Here is a 24,262-nt window from a genome sequence, read left to right on the forward strand (position 1 = left end):
CCTTTATTCAATTACACAACACCTTTTGCAAACTATTTTTAAACTTATTTTTTAATACCCTGATAACAAAGCTTTTCTATTTTAAACCTTTTTTTTAGTTTGTAGGAATTTGGAAGAATAAAAAAGTAACTATAGTACAAATTCCTCGACAAGCTCAGGACAACAATACGAAATTTACAACTATACACACACTATACAATAGCACAAATTGCTCTTTAAAACAACTCCCTTAGCCCTGATAGTAGCGGTATCCTCCTGCAAAAGCGACAGCGAACACAAGAGATATAGCGGATAGCAGATCCCGATAGCTATCGGGATGCTTCTAATAAAAAAATCATTTTTATTTTAAAACATATACTATAATATATATTGTATGTATTTTTCTAATACTATATATTTGCACTCTCAAATAAAACAATAATAATGATTAAGATTACTTTGCCCGACGGGTCAGTTAGAGAGTTCGCTACCGGCGTTACTCCAATGGATGTTGCTAAAAGCATTAGCGAAGGATTCGCACGAAATGTCATTTCGGCTTCTTTCAATGGTACAACAGTGGAAACAGTGACTCCCTTGACCACGGACGGCAGTCTTACATTATATACATGGAATGATCTGGAAGGAAAAAAAGCTTTCTGGCACTCCACTTCGCACGTAATGGCGCAAGTATTAGAAGAAATGTATCCAGGCATCAAATTAACTTTAGGACCCGCAATCGCTAATGGGTTTTATTACGATGTAGATTTTGAAGACCAAAAAATCACTGAGGCTGATTTCAAAAAAATCGAAGACAGAGTTCTTGAAATCTCAAGAGGTAAACACGAATTCAAATTACGACCTGTTTCAAAAGCAGAAGCATTAGAAATCTACAAAGACAACGTATACAAAACCGAATTGATTTCCAATCTTGAAGATGGAACAATTACTTTTTGCGACCATGATACTTTTACTGATTTATGCCGAGGAGGACACATTCCAAACACAGGACTTATCAAGGCCATGAAAGTAATGAGTGTTGCAGGTGCTTACTGGCGTGGTGATGAAAAAAACAAACAGTTAACTCGTGTTTACGGAACTTCATTCCCTAAACAAAAAGACCTTACTGAATATTTAGCTTTATTAGAGGAAGCAAAACGTCGCGATCACAGAAAATTAGGCAAAGAACTAGAATTATTTGCTTTCTCTCAAAAAGTTGGTCAAGGCTTACCATTATGGTTACCAAAAGGAGCCGCTTTGAGAGACCGATTAGAACAATTCTTAAAAAGAGCACAAAAAAAAGCCGGTTACGAGCAAGTTGTTACTCCTCATATTGGACAAAAAGAACTTTATGTTACTTCCGGACACTATGCCAAATATGGAGCAGACAGCTTTCAACCTATTAACACACCTGCAGAAGGCGAAGAGTTTTTATTAAAACCAATGAACTGCCCTCACCACTGCGAAATCTACAACACCAGACCTTGGTCTTACAAAGACTTACCAAAAAGATATGCTGAATTTGGCACCGTTTATAGATACGAACAATCAGGTGAATTACACGGATTAACACGTGTACGTGGATTTACTCAGGATGACGCTCATATTTTCTGTACTCCGGAACAATTAGACGAAGAATTCAAAAAAGTTATCGACCTTGTATTATATGTATTCGGCTCTTTAGGTTTTGAAAATTTTACTGCTCAAATTTCATTAAGAGACAAAGATAACAGAGACAAATACATTGGTACTGATGAAAATTGGGAAAAAGCCGAAAATGCAATCATTAATGCTGCCCGTGACAAAGGACTAAACACTGTTGTTGAATATGGCGAAGCTGCTTTTTACGGACCAAAATTAGATTTCATGGTAAAAGACGCCCTTGGAAGACAATGGCAACTTGGGACTATTCAGGTAGATTACAACTTACCAGAGCGTTTTGATTTGACCTACAAAGGATCCGACAATGAATTACACCGTCCAGTGATGATTCACAGAGCACCATTTGGCTCTATGGAGCGTTTCATCGCAATTTTATTAGAACACACAGCAGGAAATTTCCCTCTTTGGCTAATGCCGGAACAGGCTATAATATTGTCTTTGAGCGAGAAATATGAAAATTATGCCAAAAAAGTTTTAGAATTGCTAGAAAATCACGAAATTCGCGGGCTAATTGATAACCGAAACGAAACAATTGGAAAGAAAATCAGGGATGCAGAGATTCAAAAAATCCCATTTATGCTGATTGTAGGAGAAGAAGAAGAGAAAAACGGAACCATCTCCATTCGTCGTCACGGTCAGGAAGGAAAAGGAAATAGTACCGTTACAATTGAAGAATTTGCAGCAATTGTAAAAGAAGAAATAGAGAAGACATTAAAAGTATTTACAGTTTAACTTAAATTTTAAAGCCATAGCAATAAGAAGCAACAGAGGTTTTCAACCTCGCGTAGAAAAAAAGGATGCCCACAGAATCAATAATAATATTCGTGGTTTACAAGAAGTACGACTCGTAGGAGAAAACGTAGAAATTGGGATTTATAAAATTTCAGATGCTTTGCGTAAAGCTGATGAGTTGGAATTGGATTTGGTGGAGATTTCCCCTAATGCCGAACCACCTGTTTGTAAGATTATGGACTACAAAAAATTCCTTTATGAGCAGAAAAAACGTGAAAAGGAATTGAAGGCCAAATCAGCTCAAATTGTAGTTAAGGAAATCCGTTTTGGTCCTCAGACAGATGAGCACGATTACGAATTTAAAAGAAAAAACGCTGAAAAATTCTTAAAAGAGGGTTCTAAATTAAAAGCATTTGTATTCTTCAAAGGGCGTTCAATTATTTATAAAGACCAAGGGCAAATCTTATTGTTAAGACTGGCTCAGGATTTAGAAGAGTTTGGTAAAGTTGAAGCAATGCCTGTTCTTGAAGGAAAGCGAATGATTATGTTCATTGCGCCTAAGAAAAAGAAATAATATCAGTCTGCAGAAAGCAGATTGAAGAAAATACAATGAGATTGCTTCGCGCAGCTCGCAAAGACAAGTAAGTAAGAATAAATTAAAAAACTAGGAAAAAATGCCTAAAATGAAAACCAAATCTAGCGCCAAGAAACGTTTTAAAGTTACTGGTTCTGGAAAAATTAAAAGAAAGCATGCTTTTAAAAGTCACATCTTGACTAAAAAATCTAAGAAACGTAAATTAGCTTTGACTCACTCAACGCTAGTTCACGAATCAGATATGAACAGCATCAAAAAACAATTAAGAATTATCTAATCGACAATTGTCAATTAAAATTCTTTAGGTTAAAACAATTTAATAACCTTGGAGTATGGCCAATAAGTACCCTTGATTAAATTCGGGTCGCCTGCTACAAAAATAAAAGTAAAAATTATGCCAAGATCGGTAAATTCAGTTGCTAAAAGAGCAAGAAGAAAAAAAATAATGAAACAAGCCAAAGGTTTCTTTGGTCGTCGTAAAAACGTTTGGACAGTTGCTAAAAACGCGGTAGAAAAAGCAATGCTTTATGCTTACCGTGACAGAAAGCAAAACAAAAGAAACTTCCGTTCATTATGGATCCAACGTATTAACGCAGGAGCCAGATTGGAAGGAATGTCTTATTCTCAATTCATGGGTAAAGTAAAAGCTAACGGAATCGAATTGAACAGAAAAGTTCTTGCTGATTTAGCTATGAACCACCCGGAAGCTTTCAAAGCTGTACTTAATAAAGTAAAATAAACGTTTTATCAACTCAATTTAGGATTACTTACTTATCATAAAAAACCCAGTCAAATGACTGGGTTTTTGTTTTCTAAAATTTAATATATAGAAATTAGATTATTACATTTGTATTAAACCAACAATCAAATGTATTCAGTATTTTTAGAACATATCCAAAAATTCATCTCATTAGAAACTTTTGAAATTGACATTTTAGAATCTAGTTTAGCTATTTCGAAAATAAACAAGAAAGAACATGTTTTACAAGAGAGCCAGGTTTGTAATACAATGTATTTTATAATCAAAGGATGCTTTAGGCAATACATAATTAACAATAAGGGAATAGAGCAGACACTCCAATTTGGAGTAGAGAGTTGGTGGATTACCGATTATTTAAGTTTTCACAATCACACACCCTCACATTTTTATATTCAGGCAGTAGAAAACTCTGAAATCATAGCAATTAAAAAAAACGTACTTGAATCATTATTAATTCAGATCCCTAAATTAGAGCGCTATCTTCGAATTGTATCTCAAAAAACATTTGGAGCTGCTCAAATGCGTATCAAATTTTTATTTACAATGTCAGCAGAAGAGAGATATCAGCATTTTAGTAATCTTAATCCAGAATTTGTTCAGCGGGTTCCTCAATATATGCTTGCCTCTTATTTAGATTTTTCAGCAGAATTTATGAGTAAAATACGAGCCGGAAAAGCGTAAATGCATTTCTTGAAGCAGTTCAAGTTTTTTAAAGTATACATGAATAACCTTTGTAATGAACTTTTAAAACATATAAAAATGAATTCAAGAATAGTTATTCCGCAAGTTGCTCCAGAAGCCTACCAAGCCTTAATGAATCTAGAAAAATACATTTCTACAACCTCATTAACTTCAACTCACAAAGAATTAATTAAAATTCGTGCTTCACAAATAAATGGATGTGCTTTTTGCATCAATATGCATACAGCTGATGCAAGAAAATTAGGCGAAACAGAACAGCGTATTTACCTTACCAGTGCATGGCGAGAAGCTGATGTTTTTACAGAAGAAGAAAAAGCAATTTTAGCTTTAACAGAACAAGTGACATTAATCAGTAATCATGTTTCTGATGAAGTTTATCATAATGCTGCCCGTCTTTTTGGCGAAAAATATCTGGCCGAAATCATTCTTACCATCATTACGATAAACTCATGGAACAGATTCGCAATCACAACTGGATTAAGAGCGTCCTAACCCAACTAGTGCATTAAAAAGAGCCTTTTTTACACATTAGCAAAAAAGGCCTTTTTTATATTTTATGTACACCTCACAGAATAATTATGTTTTTAATTTTTTCTTTCTAGCTGCAGGAAACAAAACATTATTTAAAATCAACCTGTAACCCGGAGAATTTGGATGTAAATCTAACATTGTAGGCGCATCCCCCACTTTGTGCTGATAATCTTCCGGATCATGACCGCCATAAAAACTAAACATTCCTTTTCCTTTTTGGCCGTGAAGATACCGAACTTCGCCATTCAACTCACAACTTCCTAAAATCAACATATTCGATTTTACTAATTTAGAATCAAATGCGGTAGTTTGCCCCATAAATCCCTTTATCAATTGCGTATGATTTTGACAAAGCATACTGGGAATTGGATCCCATTTTGCCGAAAATTCCATTAAAGTAAAATAATCTTTTTCCATAGGAACCGTTCTTTTTTCAGTCATATCAATATCTGAAAACTCATAACGTTCCGGTCGGCGTTCCAGAATAAAATCTTTAAAAGCAAAAGAATTTGAGTAATTCAATTTCGATTGATAATTAGCTTCACTCGGGTCGCCATCAAACATAGATTCACAAATATCAACCCCTTCAGCCGAAAGAGCAATATCAAAACTATCTGTAGCCGAACACATGGCAAACATAAAACCGCCTCCTATTACAAAATCTCTGATTTTTTTAGCTACAGCTGTTTTTTCCTGAGATACTTTTGAAAAACCTAATTGATACGCTAAATTTTCAGCTTCTTTTTTTTGTTCAATATACCAGGGCGCATTGCGATAAGAGCCATAAAACTTCCCATATTGTCCGGTAAAATCCTCGTGATGCAAGTGCAACCAATCGTATAAAACCAATTGGTCACTTAAAACTTCGGTATCATAAATAGGTGTAAAAGGAATTTCTGCATAAGTTAAAACCAAAGTAACCGCATCATCCCAGGGTTGTTTGCCTTTTGGTGTATAAACTGCTATTTTAGGAGCTTTCTCTAAAACTACATTTTCCATATTTTGCGAAGGGCTGGCAATTTCGTTCAAAATTGCCTGTTCATCAGCATCAGAAAGAATTTCAAAACTTACACCTCTGATTTGACATTCTTTACGAATTTCATTTGCATCAGGTAATAAAAAAGAACCTCCGCGATAATTTAGCAACCAACTCGCTTTGTATTTTTTATCCAGACACCAATAGGTAATTCCGTAAGCTTTCAGATGATTTTGCTGCGAAGTTTCATCCATTGGCAACAAAATAAAAGAAGCCTTAGCGGTGAAGGAATATAAAATAAAAATAAAAAGCGCTATATTTCTAAAAACCATTAGGAAAGTTTTATTTCAAATATAGCACTTTTTACCTTAAAAGGGCATATCATCGTCATCATCATCATTCAAATTGCTTCCGAAAGCTTCATGAGGCGATGGCAAATTTTTAGTAATAAACGAATTATCATCCTGATTCATCGATGACGGTAAGTCATCATCATAGCCTCCACTGTAATCATCCAAATTATCAAATTTTCCTAAATGTCCTAAGAATTTCAAACGCACATTTTCAATTCCCCCGTTACGGTGTTTGGCAATCATAATCTCAGCCTGACCGGCTGTTGGAGCTGCTTCATCATCATCCCATTCGTCAATTTTATAATATTCCGGACGGTATAAAAACGATACAATATCGGCATCCTGCTCAATCGCTCCCGATTCACGAAGGTCGGAAAGCAACGGACGCTTACTGGATCCACGGGTTTCCACCGCACGCGAAAGCTGAGAAAGAGCAATAACAGGTACGTTCAACTCTTTGGCCAATGCTTTTAGGTTTCGGGAAATTGTCGAAATCTCCTGCTCACGGTTTCCTCCTCCTTTAGTATTTCCACCGGCAGTCATCAACTGTAAGTAGTCAATAATAATAATTTTAATTCCGTGTTGGGAAGCCAAACGTCTGGCTTTGGCACGTAAATCAAAAATAGAAAGTGAAGGTGTATCATCAATAAACAAAGGCGCTTTTTCTAAGTCCTTTACTTTTGTACTCAACATCGTCCACTCATGCGGTTCTAATTTTCCGGTACGTAATTTTTCAGAAGACAAACCTGTTTCTGAGGAAATCAAACGGGTAATAAGCTGAACGGATGCCATCTCCAGCGAAAATATAGCTACTCCGTGTCCGTAATCAATCGCCATGTTTCGGGCCATCGACAATACGAAGGCTGTTTTTCCCATCGCAGGACGTGCTGCGATAATAATCAAGTCACTCGGCTGCCAACCGGATGTTAGTTTATCCAAATTAGTAAACCCGGTTTCAACTCCACTCAAACCTTCTTTTTTACTAATTTCTTCAATTTTCTTTTTGGCTTGTAATACTAAACTTTGTGCGGTTTCCGAGCTTCGTTTAATATTTCCCTGAGTTACTTCATAAAGTTTGGATTCGGCTTTATCTAACAAATCAAAAACATCGGTAGTTTCATCATAGGAATCTTCGATAATTTCATTGGAAATCCGAATCAAACTACGCTGAATAAATTTCTGAAGAATAATTCTGGAGTGAAACTCGATATGCGCCGAAGAGGAAATTTTTTGCGTAAGCTGAATTAAATAAAAATCACCTCCGGCTAAATCTAATTTTCCGTTTTTCTTTAACTGTGCAGAAACCGTAAGCAAATCGATGGGTTGCGTTTCGGTAAACAATTGCACAATGGCTTCAAAAATATGTCGGTGGGCTTCTTTATAAAAGGCATCTGGTTGCAAAATATCAATTACATCATCTACCCCTTTTTTATCAATCATCATCGCACCCAGCACAGCTTCCTCTAAATCAACAGCTTGAGGAGGCAACTTCCCTTTTTCCAGGTTTATTATTGTAGCTTTATCAACCTTTACCGGCTTTACATTCTTGAAATTTTCCATAGCACGAAAGTAGCATAAATTTTAAAAAAAACACAGTTTAGTTATTACAACAATATGTTTATAACTAACTCCAATTTGTTTATAACCTCCAAAAAAAAATCCGAAACGGTAAGGTTTCGGATTCTATATTCGTAAAAGGGTTTATTATTCTTTAAACTCACCCATTTTAGTGTACTTATCCATTCGCTGTGCAATTAAGTCAGCTGTTGATAATTTTTTCAACTCCTCATATCCTTTCAAAATGTATTTTTCAACGGTTTTAAAAGTAGTTTCTCTGTCATAATGAGCTCCTCCCAGAGGTTCCGGAATTACATCATCCACCAATTGCTGTTTTTTCATATCGGCAGAAGTCAATTTTAAGGCTTCAGCAGCTTTCTCTTTGTATTCCCAGCTTTTCCATAAGATAGAAGAACAAGATTCCGGAGAAATAACCGAATACCAGGTGTTTTCTAACATATAAACACGGTCTCCAACACCAATTCCTAAAGCTCCTCCTGAAGCTCCTTCTCCAACAATAATGGTAATTACAGGAACTTTAAGCAAAACCATCTCGTAAATATTTCTGGCAATCGCTTCTCCTTGTCCGCGTTCCTCAGCTTCTAAACCTGGATAAGCTCCCGGAGTATCCACTAAAGTAACAATTGGAATCCCAAACTTTTCAGCCATTTTCATCAATCGTAAGGCTTTACGATATCCTTCAGGATTAGCCATCCCGAAATTTCTATATTGACGTGTTTTAGTATTGTATCCTTTTTGTTGACCAATAATCATAAAAGACTGACCTCCAATTTTCCCTAAACCACCTACCATGGCTTTGTCGTCTTTAAATCCTCTGTCTCCGTGAAGTTCTAAAAAAGTATCTCCGCAAAGTCCTCTAATATGATCTAAAGTATAAGGACGGTTTGGATGTCTTGATAGTTGTACACGTTGCCAAGCCGTAAGATTTCCATATATCTTCTTTTTGGTCTCAATCAATTTATCATTAATTTGATTGCATGTATTGGTAACATCAACCTCTGATTCCTGTCCAATAACCTGACATTTTTCTAATTGCTCTTCAAGTTCTTTTATTGGAAGCTCAAAATCTAAATATTCCATAGGATTTGTGCGTTATTATTTTATTTGGAAGTGCAAATATAAAATATTAAATCATTTACACCCGTTAATTTTTTTATTTTAGTCTATCCCGACAAAGATACAACCAATTATACTATTCTTAGACAAACTTCTGCTAAAACCTCATCTTACTGAAAATCAAAACGTAAAATATAATTATTTTACTTCTTATTTTTCATTCTGTATTTTCGTTCCTTGTACAAATAAGAAGCTGTGGTAACATGAGCCAAAGCATCTTTCGCCATTTTTTTATTCAATTTTGTTGGTATTAAAACCGTATCGTTTTTCATTTCAAACTCCAAAAGTTCTTTATTCGGTTGTAAAACGACTACCTTGTTTTCAATTCTAAATGCATCATTATCATGAAACTGCATGATAGCTCTTCCGGGAACATTTGAAGCAAGATGCATTAAATTTATTCCCGGCATTGGATCACTGATATCCATACTTATAAAATTCAATACCGTTGGAGCAATATCAATCTGACTGCATAATTTCTCGTACTGACTGCTTAATTTCTCGTATTTTTTTTACCTTTAGGAATATTCGGATCAATCAACAAAGCCCGAATATGAAACTTGTTTATCGGTACTAAGTTTTACCGTAAGTTCTGGTACAATGATCGGCAATAACCAGGAAAATGGTATTTTTAAAATAGGTTTCTTTTTTAGCCAATTTAAAAAACTTCCCGATTGAAAAATCGGCATATTTCATAGCATTATGTACGGTATTTTTCTTTTTATCATACAACTGAATTCTTCCGTCGGGAAATTCAAAAGGCTCATGATTAGATGTTGAAAACATCAGAGAGAAGAAAGATTTATTCCCCATGGATTTAAAATATTTATTGGCTTTTACAACTAAATCTTCTTCAGAATATCCCCAGTTTTCTTTAAATGCTGCTTTAGATTTATCATAATCTTTTTCGTCAATGATTTTACTAAAACCGTTTCCGTTAAAAAAAGCAGCCATATTATCAAAATTAGCCATTCCGTCATAAATAAAACTTGTTTGATAACCTTTCTCCCTAAGATTTTCAGCAAGCGTATAAAATCCTGTTTGCGAATTACTCAATTTTACCACACTCTCCGAAGGCGAAGGAAGAAACCCCGTCACCACGGCTTCTATACCTCTTACACTACGCGTTCCGGTACAATATAAATTAGTAAACAACAAACCTTCTTTAGAAAGTTTATCCAATTCAGGAGTCAAAGGTAATCCTCCTAAGCAACCAACATACTCAGCACCTAAACTTTCCTGTAAAAAAACCACAATATTATAAGGTTTTTCAAGAACAGTATCCGCTTTTTGCAAATGCATCAATGGTAAATTAGCATCCGTAAAATTTGATTCGGGAACATTCATGTATTTTTTAACCCGCCTGATTGCTTCTTCAGCATCCATTTTACCATACATTTTTGCTGCATTTCCTTCGTTTTTAAGTGAATACAATGCAAAACCTACGGTATATAAAGAATTCACTCCTAAAGTATTTGTCAATTGATTGGTTGAAAAAATAGCATTACTGGCATTTATTAGGTCTTTTAGAGACCAAGCTTGATCTTGCCCCAAAAACAACAGAAAAACCACCAGAGGAAACAAAAACAACTTGGTACGATAAGCCATATTTTTTGGGTAAAACCAGGAAGCAGCATTTTTAATTACAAAATAAAGCGCCAACCCTAAAACCAAAAACGAAACCACCATAGAAGTCATATAACTTTTAATCAAAGTCCCCACAACTTCTTTAGGATAAATTAAATAATCAATAAACAATTTATTGGGACGTGTATCATATTCATTGATAAAATCATAGCTGGCTAATTCCATGAAAAACAACAAAAAGAAAATAAAGTAAACGCTGAAAAGTTTCTTTATTTTTTGCAAATAATTATCCGGCAAAACCGACAATAATAATGTTGGCAAAAATGAAATATAACCCAGCAAATGATATCCATTCAAACCTATTGGAAACAACATCCAATAATCCGGTGTTTGCATTACACGTTCTTTAAATACTAAAAAAGAGCCAAACGACTAAGCGTTGTAATCAGTAAACCAATAAAAAAGAAATTCAGTACTGGTTTGAAAAAATTAATATTCTTTATTTTATTTACTTAATTATAAAAAAATCACTATAATTATTTTTTTAAAAAACTCTTAACTGCTGTTTTTTGTTTTCAACTTCAGCTTGCGTTTGTGCTTTAAAATTCCGTTTAAAATCACCACTAAAAGAATAATCAGAGCACCCGCATAAAAAGAACCACTCATTTTTTCCTTATCGCCAATAATAAAATAAGCCAAAAGAATTCCGTAAACCGGCTCTAAATTGGTTGTCAGCATAACCGTATAAGGACTCAATTGTTTCATCACTTTTACCGAAGCCGTAAAAGCATAAGCCGTACAAACCGAGGACAAAACCAACAGCAACAACCAATCATTAGCTGAAACACTGAAAAAATCCAGACTAAATTTATTTTGACCAATAAAATAAATCGTTATAAAAAGAAAACCTGCTACAAATTCATAAAAAGTAATCACTGCCGAATCATGTTTTTGAATCAATTTACCATTAAACAAAGTAAACAAAACCCCGAGAATAATGGCAACCAAAGCAAAGAGCATTCCTTTAAAATAACCGGCCTCAACCTGCATAATTACAGATAAAGCCGCTATAATAACCAACCCAAAAAACACTTCATACCAAAGGACTTTTCGTCCATAAAACAAAGGCTCTAACAGGGATGCTAAAAAAGCACCTAAAGAAAACACAGATAAAGTTATCGACACATTAGAAATATGAATGGCATGAAAGAAAAAAATCCAATGCAGTGCTATGAGCAGCCCTACAAAAGTCAACTGAAGTAAAGCGGTAAATGGAATTTGGAAAGACTTTCTTGAAAAGAAAATATAAACCGCTAAAAACAAAGAAGCCATCAGCATTCGATACCAAACAATCACGTCGGCAGCAATAGTAATTAAAGCGCCAAGTATGGCTGTAAACCCCCAAATAAAAACAATCAGATGGAGATTGAAATAACTTTTAAGTCTAACGTTTGGCATTGCGCAACAAATAAACAGCCAGAATTCCAAAAACAAAATTAGAAAACCAAACTGCTACAAGAGGTGAAAAAGTCGATTTTTCGGCTAATACGCCAAATATCTTATCAAAAAACACAAATCCAAAAGCTACGGCAATCCCGATGGTTAAATTCATTCCCATCCCTCCTCTTCGCTTCATCGAAGAAACCGCCACAGCAATAATGGTCAAAATGAAGGCCGAAACCGGAATACTGAATTTTTTATAGAAAACCACTAAATAAACGTTGATATTAGACGAACCACGTTTCCTTTCCTTATCAATAAAATCAATTAGTTTATCCAGTCGCAGCGTCTCCGCGATGTAAACTACCGGAGTTAAATCTTCGAGTTCAAATTTAAATTTCACATTTTTTTCAGGCAAAACTTCTATCTTATCGCCCAGTTTACCTACAGTTCGCTTAGTATAGTCATACAAGGTATAAGTACTGTCTTTTTCGTTGTATTTAATTCGGCTGGCGGTAATTTTGGAAACCATTTTTTCTTTTTCAAATTTTTCCAAAGCAAAATTAAACGCCATTTTCGACGTTGGATTAAAATTACTTACATACAGAAATTCCTTGTCATTCAACTGCCTGTACACATCGGTATTATCGCCCCGCATTCGTTCTTTTCCGTCTCTACGCAAATAAGTATAACGGAAATTATTAAAGCCCTCACTCGAAACCGGAACCACATAAAATCCCATCAACAATACAAAAATCGAAATAATGGTTGCCCCGATAAAATAAGGTCTTAAAAAACGGCTAAAGGAAATTCCCGAACTCAATATGGCAATGATTTCGGTATTATTAGCCAATTTTGAAGTAAACCAAATAATCGATAAAAAGAGAAATATCGGAAATAAGGCATTGGCAAAATAAATTGTAAAATGATAATAATAGATAACAATAGCCAGAAAAGGAACTTTATTCTCAATCATAAAATTGATTTTCTCCGAAACATCAATAATAATCCCAATTGGAATAAACATTAACAACATGGCCGCAAAAGTGGCCAAATATCTTTTCAGAATGTACTTATCTAGTATTGTTAACATAATAGCATTAATTGATTTTTTGTTTAATCGTTTAACCGAATAAACGATTAAACAAATCAACATATTTTAAAGTCTTTGACTCATGTTTTTCACCATCATTTCTTTCCAAACTCTGAAATCACCGGCTAAGATATGCTTTCTGGCTTCGCGAACCAACCACATATAAAACCCTAAATTATGAATCGTAGCGATTTGTTTCCCTAAATACTCATTGGCAGCAAAAAGATGACGCAAATAAGCTTTTGAATATTCGGTATCCACAAAGGTGATTCCCATTTCATCAATTGGCGAAAAATCGGCTTCCCATTTTTTATTTTTAATATTGATAGTACCATTAGCTGTAAACAACATCCCGTTTCGGGCATTTCGAGTAGGCATCACACAGTCAAACATATCAATTCCCAGAGCGATATTTTCCAAAATATTAATTGGCGTTCCCACCCCCATCAAATAACGAGGTTTGTCCTCCGGCAAAATTTCAGTCACCACCTCAGTCATCGCATACATTTCTTCGGCTGGTTCCCCTACTGAAAGTCCGCCAATAGCATTTCCTGCCTGACCGGAATTCGCAATATATTCCGCCGACTGACGTCGCAAATCTTTATAAGTACTCCCCTGAACAATTGGAAAAAAGGCCTGATCATAACCATATTTTACCGGAATTTTATCCAAATGATTGATACAACGATTCAACCAACGGTGCGTCATGTGCATCGAACGTTTGGCATAATGATAATCACATGGATAAGGTGTACATTCATCAAAAGCCATGATAATATCAGCTCCAATAGTACGCTGAATTTCCATTACATTCTCCGGAGTAAAAGTATGATAAGAACCGTCAATATGCGATTTAAACTTTACTCCTTCTTCCTTAATTTTTCGGCTATTGGAAAGCGAATACACCTGATAACCTCCAGAATCTGTCAAAATATTACGATCCCAATTCATGAATTTATGCAATCCTCCCGCCTGCTCTAAAATTTCAGTCTGCGGACGCAAATACAAATGATAAGTATTTCCAAGAATAATATCCGGATTAATATCGTCTTTCAATTCTCTTTGGTGCACTCCTTTTACAGAAGCTACCGTACCTACCGGCATAAAAATAGGCGTTTCAATCACACCGTGATCAGTGGTAATGCTTCCCGCTCTGGCTTTAGAAAGTGGGTCTTTTTGTAATAAATCAAACTTCATACTGGTTTCTCTACCGATTGTTTTTCCGACTATTCGGGAGCGCAAAGATAGTTTAATTTAGAAAAAAGCTACATCTTTTTAACAGCAAACTAACGCTTTAAAAAACATTGTTTTTCACCATTAAGAAATTAAGAATCATTAAGTATAAATTTTCTTAACTCCTTAATGGTAAAATTGAAGATTTATAGTGGTATTAATATTTGTAACTTTGTATTATCAATAATTACAAATACAATGAAAATCAACATTCAAGATACTTTCAACAAAGAATTACCCGCCGACCCAATTACCGAAAACTACGTCAGACAGGTCGAAAACGCTTGTTTTTCATTTGTAACACCTGTAAAAACGGCCAATCCTGAAATACTTCACGTTTCTCCGGAAATGCTCGAAAACTTAGGATTATCACTAGAAGATGCTCAATCCGAAGAATTCAAAAATATTTTCACCGGAAACGAAGTTTTACCAAACACCCAGCCCTATGCCATGTGCTACGGCGGACATCAGTTTGGAAACTGGGCAGGACAACTAGGCGATGGCCGTGCAGTCAATTTAACTGAAATCGTTCACAATAATCAACGTTGGGCTATCCAACTCAAAGGCGCTGGAAAAACACCATATTCCAGAACTGCCGACGGATTGGCAGTTTTGCGCTCTTCCATCCGCGAATATTTATGCAGCGAAGCCATGTTTTATTTAGGTGTTCCTACCACAAGAGCATTGTCTTTAGCTTTGTCAGGAGACGAAGTTTTAAGAGATATGCTCTACAACGGCCATCCGGCTTATGAAAAAGGAGCTATTGTAAGTCGTATTGCACCTAGTTTTTTACGTTTTGGAAACTACCAAATCTTAGCTGCACGTAAAGATGTGCAAACTCTAAAAACACTCACTGATTATACCATCAAACATTTTTACCCGGAATTAGGCGAGCCTTCTAAAGAGAGCTATCTGCAATTTTTCAGAAAAGTCGCCGAAAACAGTCTGAAAATGATTATTCATTGGCAACGGATTGGTTTTGTACACGGCGTAATGAATACTGATAACATGTCCATTTTGGGACTCACCATCGATTACGGTCCTTATGGCTGGCTCGAAGGTTACGACTACGGTTGGACACCTAACACCACCGACTCCCAACACAAGCGTTATCGTTACGGCAACCAACCCAACATTGTCCTTTGGAATTTGTACCAATTGGCAAATGCTTTATTTCTTTTAATCAACGAAGCTGAAGGTTTGGAAAAAATCCTGGCTGATTTTGGTACCAATTTCGAAATCCAATATTTAAACATGATGCGTTCTAAAATTGGACTTTTCACCCAAAATGAGAACGACCAAAAACTCATTCAGGAATTAGAAAACAATTTACATTTAACCGAAACCGACATGACCATTTTCTACAGAAATCTAAGTCAGTTTCAAAAAGAAAAACCGGAAGAAGGATTAAAAATCATTACTGTTGCTTTCTACAATTCCATTGAAGAATTTCCAAAAATCAGCGAAGCCTGGAACAATTGGTTCAACCAATACAGCCTGCGCCTGCAATTAGAAACAATAACTAATACTGAACGTGCCGAAAAAATGAACAGCGTCAATCCAAAATATGTATTACGGAATTACATGGCACAATTAGCCATCGATGCTGCCGACAAAGGCAATTACAGCCTGATTGACGAACTTTTCAATCTATTGAAAAATCCGTATTCTGAACAGGAAAATATGACGAAATGGTTTGCCAAACGTCCGGAATGGGCCAGAAACAAAGTAGGTTGTTCGATGTTGTCTTGTAGTTCTTAATTTTTACAATCATTTTCAATACAAAAAACTCACTCTAAATAAATCATGAAACATACCTTATTAATAGTTCCCGGTTTAGGCGATTCCGCAACCGGACATTGGCAGGACAATTGGTTACAGCATTTTCCAAACACAAAAAAAGTAGTTCAGGATAATTGGAATCAACCGCAATTACAGGATTGGTTAAAAAATCTGGATGCAACTATAAATTCTATTGAAACGCCTGTTGTTATTGTAGCACATAGTTTGGCTGTTTCGTTAGTAACACATTGGTCACAACAAAACAATACAAGTAAGATAGCAGGAGCTTTACTCGTAGCTCCCGCCGATGTAGAATCAGCTGAACATACTCCGGAGGAAATCTGGAACTTTGCTCCTATTCCTTTAAATAAACTAAATTATCCTTCTATCGTAATTAGCAGTTCTAACGACCCTTATATTTCGGTTGAAAGAGCGGAATTTTTAGCCAATCAATGGCAAAGTCATTTTTATAATGTAGATCCAAAAGGACATTTGAATTTTGAATCTCAACTGGGACTTTGGGAAGAAGGCCAGCAAATTCTGGAATCTTTATTGCAATCCATTACAAAATAAGACAACATTAAAAAAACCTCCTAATTTTTTTACACTACCTGCATTGCTTTAGTAAGTAATTTCATTATGTTTGTATAACTAACAAAAGTTATACATTATGGAACTACTGGAAAATTTGCCTGTATTACTCAAAACCTTTTGGTACATTGCTATTCCTACAACATTAATTTTTGCCATCCAGGCAGTAATGACCTTTTCAGGTGTTGATTCCTCAGACGGTCTTCAAGCCGATTTTGATGGTGACCTTAATGGTAGCGACTCTACTTTTCAACTGTTTTCCCTTCGAAATCTCATCAACTTTTTATTAGGTTTCAGTTGGACCGGAATTTCACTCTACAACAGCATCGAAAATACAAACCTTTTAATAGCTCTTGCAGTAATAATAGGTTGTCTGTTTGTCTTTGTTTTCTTCCTTATTATTAAACAAGTGCAAAAACTGGAAGAAGACAATTCCTTTAAACTCGAAAAAACCCTTCACCAATCAGCAGAGGTATATTTAACTATTCCGGAAAACAAATCCGGAAAAGGGAAAATTATGATCTCTATCAATGGTGCTTTTCACGAATTGGATGCCATGACGGAACATGTCGAAAAAATTGCTTCCGGAAGTACCGTAAAAGTAGTAAAAATTGAAAACAACAATATTATTATCGTTCAACCTATTTAAATCCAATCCATGACACCAGTTTTAATTATTGCGGTTGCCGCAGTTGTCTTTTTTGTAACTATTTCAGCCTTAATTTCCCGTTACAAAAGATGTCCTTCGGACAAAATATTAGTAATTTATGGAAAAACCGGAGGTACTTCGGCCAAATGTGTGCACGGCGGAGGTGCTTTTATTTGGCCTGTTATCCAAGATTATGCTTTTTTAGATTTAAAACCACTTTCTATTGAAGCAAATTTAACTAATGCTCTGAGCCGACAAAACATTCGTGTGGATGTTCCTTGTCGTTTTACGATTGCTATTTCTACGGAAGCTGACAGCATGAATACAGCTGCAGAAAGACTATTAGGATTGACTTCGGAGCAAATTCAGGAATTAGCCAAAGATATTTTATTTGGGCAATTGCGTTTGGTAATTGCTACGATGACCATTGAAGAAATTAACTCCGACAGAGATAAATTTTTGGACAATATTTCTAAAAATGTGGATAGCGAATTGCGTAAAATTGGTTTGAAATTAATCAACGTAAACGTTACCGATATCAAAGACGAGTCCGGTTATATCGAAGCTTTAGGAAAAGAAGCTGCTGCCAAAGCCATCAACGAAGCGAAAATTTCGGTTGCCGAGCAGGAAAAAATCGGGGAAACCGGAAAAGCCTTAGCCGACAGAGAAAAAGACACTCAAATTGCCGAAACACATAGAGATCGTGATGTAAAAATTGCTATTACACAAAAAGACCGTGAAATTAGTATTGCCGCTGCCTCAAAGGATGAAGCCATTGGTAAAGCCGAAGCCGAAAGAGACACCCGAGTAAAAACTTCTGAAGCCAATGCTATTGCGATAAAAGGAGAAAATGAGGCTAAAATTGCCATTGCTAATTCGGAAGCTTTGCGTAGAGAAAAAGAAGCTGAATCTTTACGCGTTGCCATTGCAGCTGAAAAAGTACAACAGGCAAAAGCCTTGGAAGAATCGTATATCGCAGAGCAAAAAGCAGAAACAGCCCGATCTGAAAGAGAGCGTTCTACCCAAATTGCTAACGTAGTGGTTCCTGCCGAAATTGCTAAACAACGTGCCATTATCGAAGCTCAGGCTGAAGCAGAAAGAATCAGAGAAAGTGCCAAAGGAGAAGCTGATGCGATTTATGCTAAAATGGAAGCCGAAGCGAAAGGTCTTTATGAAATCCTTACCAAACAAGCTGAAGGTTACAAACAAGTGGTGGAAGCTGCCGGTGGCGACCCAGGACAGGCATTCCAATTATTGTTAATTGAAAAATTACCTGAATTGGTTAAAACGCAGGTAGAAGCCGTGAAAAACATCAAGATTGACAAAATCACCGTTTGGGATTCCGGCAATAATGAAAACGGAAATGGCTCTACTGCTAATTTTGTTTCCGGAATGATGAAAACCGTTCCACCTTTGAACGATTTATTCAACATGGCAGGATTAAATTTACCTAGCTATTTGAAAGGAGAAAATCAAACTGAAACTGAGATTATCAACCCTGATAAAGAAGAACCTAAGAATTAATTTTCACCAAAAAACTTTAAAGCCTTGCAGTGAGCAAGGCTTTTTTATTTAATTTTTTGTTGTGTAACTAAAGTTACTATCCGACTTGTTTTCTTAAAGTAGTTTTACATCAACAAAATACAAAAACAATGGATTTACAAAAAACAATACAGGCAAACGAAGGAACTATAATCGATGTTCGTTCCTACGGTGAATTTATGAGCGGTCATGTTGCAGGTTCGGTAAACATTACCTTAAATCAAATTCCGGAAAGAATTGAAGAAATCAAACAACTCCAAAACACCTTTAATTCTTTGCTGTGCTTCCGGCAACCGAAGCAGTCAGGCGCAACATTTTCTATCGCAACTCGGAATCAAATGCTATAACGGCGGTTCCTGGCTAGACGTTAATTATTATCAATCCAAACAAGAATAACATGATCAATTTATTAAAAAAAATATTTGGCAGCAGCCCTAAAACCGATTTTGCAAGCTTAGTAAAAGAAGGAGCCCTAATTTTAGATGTGCGAACTCGGGCTGAATTCAAACAAGGTCACATTAAAGGCGCGATAAACCTGCCGTTGAATGAACTAGAAAATCATATTTCGAAATTAAAAAAAGACCAAACCATTATAACCTGTTGTGCTTCGGGAATGAGAAGCACTTCGGCTGCCCGAATTTTAAAATCTCATCATTTCACCCGAATACATAATGGCGGCGGATGGAACAGTTTAACCAATAAAATAGCCTAAAAACAACCAAAATAACATACTTATGGAAGCAACTTACCATGTAAATTTAAACTGGACATCTGAAAGACAAGGAATTCTTTCTTCACCTGAACTGAATCAAAATATAGAAGTAGTCACACCTCCTCCTTTTCCACACGGAACAGAAGGTATTTGGTCGCCGGAACATTTATTAACCGCTGCTGTGGTGAGTTGTTTTATGACTACTTTTTTAGCCATAGCCGAAAATTCGAAATTAGAGTTTCAAAATTTCAAATGCGATTCCAAAGGAAAAATGGAACAAATTGATGGAAAATTTCTAATGACTGAAATAATTTTGGAACCAACTTTAGAAATTAATTCTGAAAACGATTTAGCTAAAGCGCAAAAAGTATTAGCAAAATCAGAAGCTGCCTGCTTGATTTCAAATTCGATCAAATCAAAGGTCGCAATGAATTCGAGAGTAATTATTTCGGAAATTGTTTCTTAAACAAAAGAAACAAACATCAATATCTAAAACCTCAAAAAAAAGTCCTATTTCGGACTTTTTTTATGCCCTTATTTATTTAATCCTAAACAATTCTTAAAATCCCTTGTCTTACGGAAAAATAAAATTTACATTTGCAGCAGTTTAACTATTACACTAAAAATGAAACCTAACACTCAACAATTAAACGATTTAATTATCCAAGTAAGAAGAGATATCCTTCGAATGGTTCACGCTGTTAATTCAGGTCACCCAGGAGGTTCTCTAGGTTGTACCGAATTTTTGGTAGCCTTATATCAAAACATTATGGACCGCAAAGAAGGCTGGGACATGGACGGAATCGGAGAAGATTTATTCTTCTTGTCAAACGGACATATTTCACCGGTTTTTTACAGTGTTCTTGCACGTAGCGGTTATTTCCCTGTATCTGAATTAGGAACTTTCCGTTTGTTAAATTCAAGATTACAAGGACACCCAACTACTCATGACCATTTACCTGGTGTACGTATTGCTTCGGGATCTTTAGGTCAGGGATTATCAGTAGCTCTTGGAGCTGCTCAGGCAAAAAAATTAAACAACGACAAACATATCGTTTATACACTTCACGGTGACGGAGAGTTGCAGGAAGGTCAAAACTGGGAAGCAATTATGTATGCTTCGGCTAAAGGTGTTGACAACATCATTGCAACTGTGGATCTTAACGGAAAACAAATTGACGGAACTACTGACGAAGTTTTATGCATGGGAAGTCTTCGTGCTAAATTTGAAGCTTTTGACTGGGAAGTGATTGAAATCACTAATGGAAACGACGTAGAAGCTATTATTGGAGGAATGGCCGAAGCGAAAGCCAGAACAGGAAAAGGAAAACCTGTTTGCGTATTACTACATACCGAAATGGGTAATGGTGTAGATTATATGATGCACAGTCATGCTTGGCACGGTAAAGCACCAAATGACGAGCAATTGGCAAACGCTTTAGGACAAAACTATAATACTGGAGGCAATTCAGATTATTAAGAATTAAAATTGCAGATTAACGGTTTCTAATTTAGAATCCACTAATCTTTCAATTTTTTTTAATCTTTCAATTTAAAAAAATAATGAAAAAATATACAAATACAGGAAGCAAAGATACCCGTTCAGGTTTTGGAGTGGGAATGGCTGAATTAGGTCAAAAAAATGAAAATGTAGTAGCACTTTGTGCGGATTTAATTGGTTCGTTAAAATTTGACGAATTCAAAAAAAATCACCCGGAGCGTTTTTTCCAAATCGGAATTGCTGAAGCAAACATGATTGGAATTGCTGCAGGTTTAACTATTGGTGGAAAAATTCCTTTCACAGGAACTTTCGCTAACTTCTCTACAGGAAGGGTTTACGATCAAATTCGTCAATCAGTAGCTTACTCTGAAAAAAATGTAAAAATCTGTGCTTCTCACGCTGGTTTAACTCTTGGAGAAGACGGTGCTACTCACCAAATCTTAGAAGATATCGGTTTGATGAAAATGTTACCTGGAATGACTGTTATCAACACTTGTGACCACAACCAAACTAAAGCGGCTACTATTGCTCTAGCAGATCACCACGGTCCGGCTTACTTGCGTTTTGGTCGTCCGGTTGTACCTAATTTCACTCCTGCTGACGAACCATTCATCATTGGAAAAGCAATCCTGTTAAACGAAGGAACTGACGTAACTATTGTTGCAACAGGTCATTTAGTTTGGGAAGCTTTAATTGCTGCTGAAAAACTAGAAGAAAAAGGAATTTCTGCTGAAGTAATCAACATCCACACCATTAAACCTTTGGATGAAGAAGCTATTTTAAAATCAGTTGCTAAAACAGGATGTATTGTTACTGCTGAAGAGCACAACTACCTTGGCGGACTTGGAGAAAGTGTTGCCGGTGTATTAGCTTTAAATAACCCTACTCCACAAGAGTTTGTTGCTGTAAAAGATACTTTTGGTGAATCTGGAACTCCTGAGCAATTAATGGAAAAATACAAGTTAAACAATCAAGCGATTGTTGAAGCTGTAGAAAAAGTAATGGCCAGAAAAAAATAATCTGACTCTTTACCATATAAAAAATCCCATCTTGTTCTAAACGAGATAGGATTTTTCCCTTATGGAATATCGTCATTTAATCGAAATAAACCTAAAAAAGTCGATTTTCAAATTTTGAAAATCGACTTTTTTATTAAATCTCACCTAATATCTTTGAAAAATCGGGTTTAAAATAATTAGGGCCTTTCATCACTTTTCCATCTTCGCGATAAATAGGTTTTCCATCTTCGCCCAGCTTACTCATATTGCTTCTTTGAATTTCATCAAAGACAGCTTCAATTTTATCCTGAAGTCCGTGCTCTATTATAGTTCCACACAAAATATACATCATATCTCCCAGAGCATCCGCAATTTCAACCAAATCATTATTCTTAACCGCTTCCAGATATTCTTCATTCTCTTCTTTCATCAAATGATAACGAAGCGTATTTTTAGTTTCTCCTAAATCGGCAATTGGCTCTTCGCTATGTCCTATCCCGAATGCTGTATGAAATTCTTTAACAGAGTTTATTTGCTTTTGCATAATTATTATTAATTAAATGAATTGCAAATTAGCAACTAATCCTAAACAATTGATTATTTTTGCAATAAATTTTTCAAATTATGTTTAGTCAGGGTCAATTAATTTTTGCAATTTGTTTTCTAATCGCTTTTATCATTGTTATGATTTTTTCCTATCGAAAAGACATTAGCACGCATAAGCTTTTTTATAAAGGAAATTACAAAATCTTAATCGGCTTCTTTATTTTCATCGGATTATTATTTGTTATTAAAATATTTTTAAAACGATAAACAAATAACAAACTAACAACCAATAATTTAAAACCTAAAAATCACTGAATTATTAAATTTCCTAATTCAGAAACTGTTGCTTTTTTTTTAGAATTTATTAAAAATTTATTGGTATTAATTCAACAAATTATCTCTTTTTATATTTTTTATACTCATAGTCTTGCATATTGATAAAATTTCTAACTTTACATCAGAAAATAATCAATGAATTATGAGAATTATAAAATATATCTTTCTTTTATTATTACTTAGCCTTGTGGCTTTATCGATATTCATCGCTACACAAAAAGGAGATTTCCTGGTTGAAAGAAGTAAGATTATTAATTCTCCCGTAACTTCGGTTTACAACTATGTCAATGATTACAGAAACTGGAACGACTTTGGTTCCTGGACTACCGAAGATCCTGAAATTAAAATAAATTACGCTCCAAGCACCATTGGAAAAGGAGCTTCTTATTCCTGGGAAGGAAAAGATGGTCAGGGACAAATTCGCACCATTGCCGTAAAAGAAAATGACAGTATTGCTCAAGCTCTGGATTTTGAAGGAACCACTTCTACCATAAGCTGGCATTTTAAAGACACTATTGGCGGTACAAAAGTAACTTGGAGGTCAAAAGGAAAAATGAGTTTTTTCTTCAAAATTTATGCTGCTCTAAATGGCGGAACCAACAGAGTAATTGGTACTATTTATGAAAAAAGCCTGGCTAATCTGGATAAAGCTTTAGACTACGAAATCAACACTTTTTCTACCATTGAAAATGGATTGGTTCAAAAACCGGCTATGAACTACATTGGGCAAACTTTTACCAGCGAACTGGCTAAAGTGACTAAAAATTTCAAAATTGTTATCCCAAAACTGAAAACTTTTTGCGAGAAAAACAATATCACTATTAACGGCAAGCCTTTTATTCTTTATCATACTTATGACACTGAAAAAGGACTCACCCGAATTACTATTGGAGTTGGTATTCAAAATGCCATCTTTTTAAGCTCCGGCAGCGACATCTCGTCAGGTAAAATTGAGGCTTTTGAAGGTGCCAAAACAACTTTAACCGGAGATTATTCGCACTTAAAAGCGGCTTACAACAAAACAGTTAACTTTTTGAACCAAAACAAATTAAGTCCAAATCCTGTTTTTTCATTTTTGGAAATTTATTCAACCGGTAAAAATGAAGTAAAAAATCCGTCAAAATGGGTTACGGAAATTTACATCCCAATTGTTCCTAAAGTAGCTCCGGCTCCGGTAGTAAAAATCGCTCCGGCAACAAATCCGAATCCGCATCAGGAAGAGCCAAACACAAAAATTGAAGAAGAATTCCAGTTTTAGCAACTTTCTTCTT

General features: G+C 35.5%; 25 protein-coding genes and 1 pseudogene. 17 read left to right on the forward strand and 9 right to left on the reverse strand.

Translation table 11 applies throughout. The features are described from left to right. Nucleotides 1–423 precede the first annotated feature (423 nt). The 6 genes from thrS (at nucleotide 424) to H599_RS0115400 (ending at nucleotide 4,919) form a co-directional block, all read left to right on the forward strand. Nucleotides 424–2,370: a threonine--tRNA ligase gene (gene thrS / locus H599_RS0115375; RefSeq protein WP_026714937.1), complete on the forward strand. Its 1,947-nt coding sequence runs from the start codon at nucleotides 424–426 to the stop codon at nucleotides 2,368–2,370. A 16-nt stretch (nucleotides 2,371–2,386) separates the two neighbouring features. Continuing rightward, complete coding sequence (gene infC, locus H599_RS0115380; protein WP_394330981.1) at nucleotides 2,387–2,944, forward strand: translation initiation factor IF-3; 558 nt, start codon at nucleotides 2,387–2,389, stop codon at nucleotides 2,942–2,944. A gap of 100 nt (nucleotides 2,945–3,044) precedes the next feature. Next, complete coding sequence (gene rpmI / locus H599_RS0115385) at nucleotides 3,045–3,242, forward strand: 50S ribosomal protein L35 (RefSeq protein WP_026714939.1); 198 nt, start codon at nucleotides 3,045–3,047, stop codon at nucleotides 3,240–3,242. Nucleotides 3,243–3,359: 117 nt separating this feature from the next. After that, a complete protein-coding gene (rplT, locus tag H599_RS0115390) occupies nucleotides 3,360–3,704 on the forward strand; it encodes a 50S ribosomal protein L20 (RefSeq protein WP_026714940.1) in 345 nt (114 codons plus the stop codon). Between the two features lie 129 nt (nucleotides 3,705–3,833). Beyond that, entirely contained in the window at nucleotides 3,834–4,406 is a 573-nt protein-coding gene (locus H599_RS0115395; RefSeq protein ID WP_026714941.1) for a Crp/Fnr family transcriptional regulator, read from the forward strand. Between the two features lie 78 nt (nucleotides 4,407–4,484). Further along, nucleotides 4,485–4,919, forward strand: coding sequence for a carboxymuconolactone decarboxylase family protein (locus H599_RS0115400; protein WP_026714942.1), 435 nt, complete (start codon nucleotides 4,485–4,487; stop codon nucleotides 4,917–4,919). Between the two features lie 84 nt (nucleotides 4,920–5,003). On the opposite strand, the gene H599_RS0115405 is transcribed toward H599_RS0115400, so the two are convergent. The 8 genes from H599_RS0115405 to tgt form a co-directional block, all read right to left on the reverse strand. After that, on the reverse strand, nucleotides 5,004–6,266 hold the full coding sequence (locus H599_RS0115405; protein WP_026714943.1) for a hypothetical protein: 1,263 nt from the start codon (nucleotides 6,264–6,266) through the stop codon (nucleotides 5,004–5,006). Nucleotides 6,267–6,302: 36 nt separating this feature from the next. After that, nucleotides 6,303–7,847, reverse strand: a complete 1,545-nt coding sequence (gene dnaB, locus H599_RS0115410) for a replicative DNA helicase (protein ID WP_026714944.1) — start codon at nucleotides 7,845–7,847, stop codon at nucleotides 6,303–6,305. A gap of 144 nt (nucleotides 7,848–7,991) precedes the next feature. After that, on the reverse strand, nucleotides 7,992–8,945 hold the full coding sequence (locus H599_RS0115415) for an acetyl-CoA carboxylase carboxyltransferase subunit alpha (protein WP_026714945.1): 954 nt from the start codon (nucleotides 8,943–8,945) through the stop codon (nucleotides 7,992–7,994). Nucleotides 8,946–9,124: 179 nt separating this feature from the next. Beyond that, complete coding sequence (locus H599_RS21255) at nucleotides 9,125–9,409, reverse strand: hypothetical protein (RefSeq protein ID WP_245600533.1); 285 nt, start codon at nucleotides 9,407–9,409, stop codon at nucleotides 9,125–9,127. A 145-nt stretch (nucleotides 9,410–9,554) separates the two neighbouring features. Continuing rightward, on the reverse strand, nucleotides 9,555–10,964 hold the full coding sequence (locus H599_RS19910; RefSeq protein WP_245600534.1) for an LTA synthase family protein: 1,410 nt from the start codon (nucleotides 10,962–10,964) through the stop codon (nucleotides 9,555–9,557). A 159-nt stretch (nucleotides 10,965–11,123) separates the two neighbouring features. After that, the gene (locus tag H599_RS0115425) at nucleotides 11,124–12,026 is read right to left on the reverse strand and encodes a DMT family transporter (RefSeq protein WP_026714946.1); all 903 of its coding nucleotides are present in this window, start codon (nucleotides 12,024–12,026) and stop codon (nucleotides 11,124–11,126) included. Beyond that, nucleotides 12,013–13,101 (reverse strand): LptF/LptG family permease, encoded by a 1,089-nt coding sequence (locus tag H599_RS0115430; protein ID WP_026714947.1) that lies wholly within the window; start codon nucleotides 13,099–13,101, stop codon nucleotides 12,013–12,015. The genes H599_RS0115425 and H599_RS0115430 overlap by 14 nt, the downstream gene beginning before the upstream one ends. 66 nt (nucleotides 13,102–13,167) lie before the next feature. Beyond that, entirely contained in the window at nucleotides 13,168–14,298 is a 1,131-nt protein-coding gene (gene tgt / locus H599_RS0115435) for a tRNA guanosine(34) transglycosylase Tgt (protein ID WP_026714948.1), read from the reverse strand. 234 nt (nucleotides 14,299–14,532) lie between these two features. On the opposite strand from tgt, the gene H599_RS0115440 reads away from it, so the two are divergent. The 9 genes and pseudogenes from H599_RS0115440 to H599_RS0115480 all read left to right on the forward strand — a co-directional run bounded on the left by H599_RS0115440 (nucleotide 14,533) and on the right by H599_RS0115480 (nucleotide 22,130). Next, nucleotides 14,533–16,095, forward strand: coding sequence for a protein adenylyltransferase SelO (locus tag H599_RS0115440; protein WP_026714949.1), 1,563 nt, complete (start codon nucleotides 14,533–14,535; stop codon nucleotides 16,093–16,095). A 45-nt stretch (nucleotides 16,096–16,140) separates the two neighbouring features. Further along, nucleotides 16,141–16,689, forward strand: a complete 549-nt coding sequence (locus H599_RS0115445; RefSeq protein ID WP_026714950.1) for an RBBP9/YdeN family alpha/beta hydrolase — start codon at nucleotides 16,141–16,143, stop codon at nucleotides 16,687–16,689. 97 nt (nucleotides 16,690–16,786) lie between these two features. Beyond that, nucleotides 16,787–17,356 carry an NfeD family protein gene (locus H599_RS0115450; RefSeq protein ID WP_026714951.1) on the forward strand — a complete coding sequence of 190 codons (570 nt, stop codon included), beginning with the start codon at nucleotides 16,787–16,789 and terminating at the stop codon, nucleotides 17,354–17,356. 9 nt (nucleotides 17,357–17,365) lie between these two features. Further along, complete coding sequence (locus H599_RS0115455; RefSeq protein ID WP_035141767.1) at nucleotides 17,366–18,880, forward strand: flotillin family protein; 1,515 nt, start codon at nucleotides 17,366–17,368, stop codon at nucleotides 18,878–18,880. Nucleotides 18,881–19,008: 128 nt separating this feature from the next. Then, nucleotides 19,009–19,294 (forward strand): annotated as a pseudogene (locus tag H599_RS19915) (rhodanese-like domain-containing protein). A gap of 1 nt (nucleotide 19,295) precedes the next feature. Continuing rightward, nucleotides 19,296–19,610, forward strand: a complete 315-nt coding sequence (locus H599_RS0115465) for a rhodanese-like domain-containing protein (RefSeq protein WP_026714953.1) — start codon at nucleotides 19,296–19,298, stop codon at nucleotides 19,608–19,610. A 22-nt stretch (nucleotides 19,611–19,632) separates the two neighbouring features. Beyond that, on the forward strand, nucleotides 19,633–20,076 hold the full coding sequence (locus tag H599_RS0115470; RefSeq protein ID WP_035141768.1) for an OsmC family protein: 444 nt from the start codon (nucleotides 19,633–19,635) through the stop codon (nucleotides 20,074–20,076). A gap of 159 nt (nucleotides 20,077–20,235) precedes the next feature. Next, nucleotides 20,236–21,090 carry a transketolase gene (locus H599_RS0115475; protein ID WP_026714955.1) on the forward strand — a complete coding sequence of 285 codons (855 nt, stop codon included), beginning with the start codon at nucleotides 20,236–20,238 and terminating at the stop codon, nucleotides 21,088–21,090. An 83-nt stretch (nucleotides 21,091–21,173) separates the two neighbouring features. Continuing rightward, entirely contained in the window at nucleotides 21,174–22,130 is a 957-nt protein-coding gene (locus tag H599_RS0115480) for a transketolase family protein (RefSeq protein ID WP_026714956.1), read from the forward strand. Nucleotides 22,131–22,263: 133 nt separating this feature from the next. On the opposite strand, the gene H599_RS0115485 is transcribed toward H599_RS0115480, so the two are convergent. Continuing rightward, nucleotides 22,264–22,653: a pyrophosphohydrolase domain-containing protein gene (locus H599_RS0115485; protein ID WP_026714957.1), complete on the reverse strand. Its 390-nt coding sequence runs from the start codon at nucleotides 22,651–22,653 to the stop codon at nucleotides 22,264–22,266. 80 nt (nucleotides 22,654–22,733) lie between these two features. Between H599_RS0115485 and H599_RS21260 the strand changes: the two genes are divergently transcribed. Together H599_RS21260 and H599_RS0115495 are read left to right on the forward strand one after the other, a co-directional pair. Beyond that, nucleotides 22,734–22,922 (forward strand): hypothetical protein, encoded by a 189-nt coding sequence (locus H599_RS21260; protein ID WP_026714958.1) that lies wholly within the window; start codon nucleotides 22,734–22,736, stop codon nucleotides 22,920–22,922. Nucleotides 22,923–23,133: 211 nt separating this feature from the next. Next, nucleotides 23,134–24,249, forward strand: coding sequence for an SRPBCC family protein (locus H599_RS0115495; protein WP_026714959.1), 1,116 nt, complete (start codon nucleotides 23,134–23,136; stop codon nucleotides 24,247–24,249). Nucleotides 24,250–24,262: the final 13 nt, after the last annotated feature.

Source organism: Flavobacterium daejeonense DSM 17708 (assembly GCF_000425425.1).
GTDB lineage: Bacteria > Bacteroidota > Bacteroidia > Flavobacteriales > Flavobacteriaceae > Flavobacterium > Flavobacterium daejeonense.

What these genes read in the sequence shown, in the direction of transcription:
- H599_RS0115440 (WP_026714949.1), top strand. Translation starts at nt 14,533, where the DNA reads ATGAAAATCAACATTCAAGATACTTTCAACAAAGAATTACCCGCCGAC.
- H599_RS0115465 (WP_026714953.1), top strand. Translation starts at nt 19,296, where the DNA reads ATGATCAATTTATTAAAAAAAATATTTGGCAGCAGCCCTAAAACCGAT.
- H599_RS0115445 (WP_026714950.1), top strand. Translation starts at nt 16,141, where the DNA reads ATGAAACATACCTTATTAATAGTTCCCGGTTTAGGCGATTCCGCAACC.
- H599_RS0115470 (WP_035141768.1), top strand. Translation starts at nt 19,633, where the DNA reads ATGGAAGCAACTTACCATGTAAATTTAAACTGGACATCTGAAAGACAA.
- rpmI (WP_026714939.1), top strand. Translation starts at nt 3,045, where the DNA reads ATGCCTAAAATGAAAACCAAATCTAGCGCCAAGAAACGTTTTAAAGTT.
- H599_RS0115485 (WP_026714957.1), bottom strand. Translation starts at nt 22,653, where the DNA reads ATGCAAAAGCAAATAAACTCTGTTAAAGAATTTCATACAGCATTCGGG.
- thrS (WP_026714937.1), top strand. Translation starts at nt 424, where the DNA reads ATGATTAAGATTACTTTGCCCGACGGGTCAGTTAGAGAGTTCGCTACC.
- H599_RS0115480 (WP_026714956.1), top strand. Translation starts at nt 21,174, where the DNA reads ATGAAAAAATATACAAATACAGGAAGCAAAGATACCCGTTCAGGTTTT.
- H599_RS21255 (WP_245600533.1), bottom strand. Translation starts at nt 9,409, where the DNA reads ATGGATATCAGTGATCCAATGCCGGGAATAAATTTAATGCATCTTGCT.
- H599_RS0115395 (WP_026714941.1), top strand. Translation starts at nt 3,834, where the DNA reads ATGTATTCAGTATTTTTAGAACATATCCAAAAATTCATCTCATTAGAA.
- H599_RS0115475 (WP_026714955.1), top strand. Translation starts at nt 20,236, where the DNA reads ATGAAACCTAACACTCAACAATTAAACGATTTAATTATCCAAGTAAGA.
- H599_RS0115405 (WP_026714943.1), bottom strand. Translation starts at nt 6,266, where the DNA reads ATGGTTTTTAGAAATATAGCGCTTTTTATTTTTATTTTATATTCCTTC.
- H599_RS0115425 (WP_026714946.1), bottom strand. Translation starts at nt 12,026, where the DNA reads ATGCCAAACGTTAGACTTAAAAGTTATTTCAATCTCCATCTGATTGTT.
- rplT (WP_026714940.1), top strand. Translation starts at nt 3,360, where the DNA reads ATGCCAAGATCGGTAAATTCAGTTGCTAAAAGAGCAAGAAGAAAAAAA.
- H599_RS0115430 (WP_026714947.1), bottom strand. Translation starts at nt 13,101, where the DNA reads ATGTTAACAATACTAGATAAGTACATTCTGAAAAGATATTTGGCCACT.
- H599_RS21260 (WP_026714958.1), top strand. Translation starts at nt 22,734, where the DNA reads ATGTTTAGTCAGGGTCAATTAATTTTTGCAATTTGTTTTCTAATCGCT.
- tgt (WP_026714948.1), bottom strand. Translation starts at nt 14,298, where the DNA reads ATGAAGTTTGATTTATTACAAAAAGACCCACTTTCTAAAGCCAGAGCG.
- H599_RS0115495 (WP_026714959.1), top strand. Translation starts at nt 23,134, where the DNA reads ATGAGAATTATAAAATATATCTTTCTTTTATTATTACTTAGCCTTGTG.
- dnaB (WP_026714944.1), bottom strand. Translation starts at nt 7,847, where the DNA reads ATGGAAAATTTCAAGAATGTAAAGCCGGTAAAGGTTGATAAAGCTACA.
- H599_RS0115450 (WP_026714951.1), top strand. Translation starts at nt 16,787, where the DNA reads ATGGAACTACTGGAAAATTTGCCTGTATTACTCAAAACCTTTTGGTAC.
- H599_RS0115455 (WP_035141767.1), top strand. Translation starts at nt 17,366, where the DNA reads ATGACACCAGTTTTAATTATTGCGGTTGCCGCAGTTGTCTTTTTTGTA.
- H599_RS0115400 (WP_026714942.1), top strand. Translation starts at nt 4,485, where the DNA reads ATGAATTCAAGAATAGTTATTCCGCAAGTTGCTCCAGAAGCCTACCAA.
- H599_RS0115415 (WP_026714945.1), bottom strand. Translation starts at nt 8,945, where the DNA reads ATGGAATATTTAGATTTTGAGCTTCCAATAAAAGAACTTGAAGAGCAA.
- H599_RS19910 (WP_245600534.1), bottom strand. Translation starts at nt 10,964, where the DNA reads ATGCAAACACCGGATTATTGGATGTTGTTTCCAATAGGTTTGAATGGA.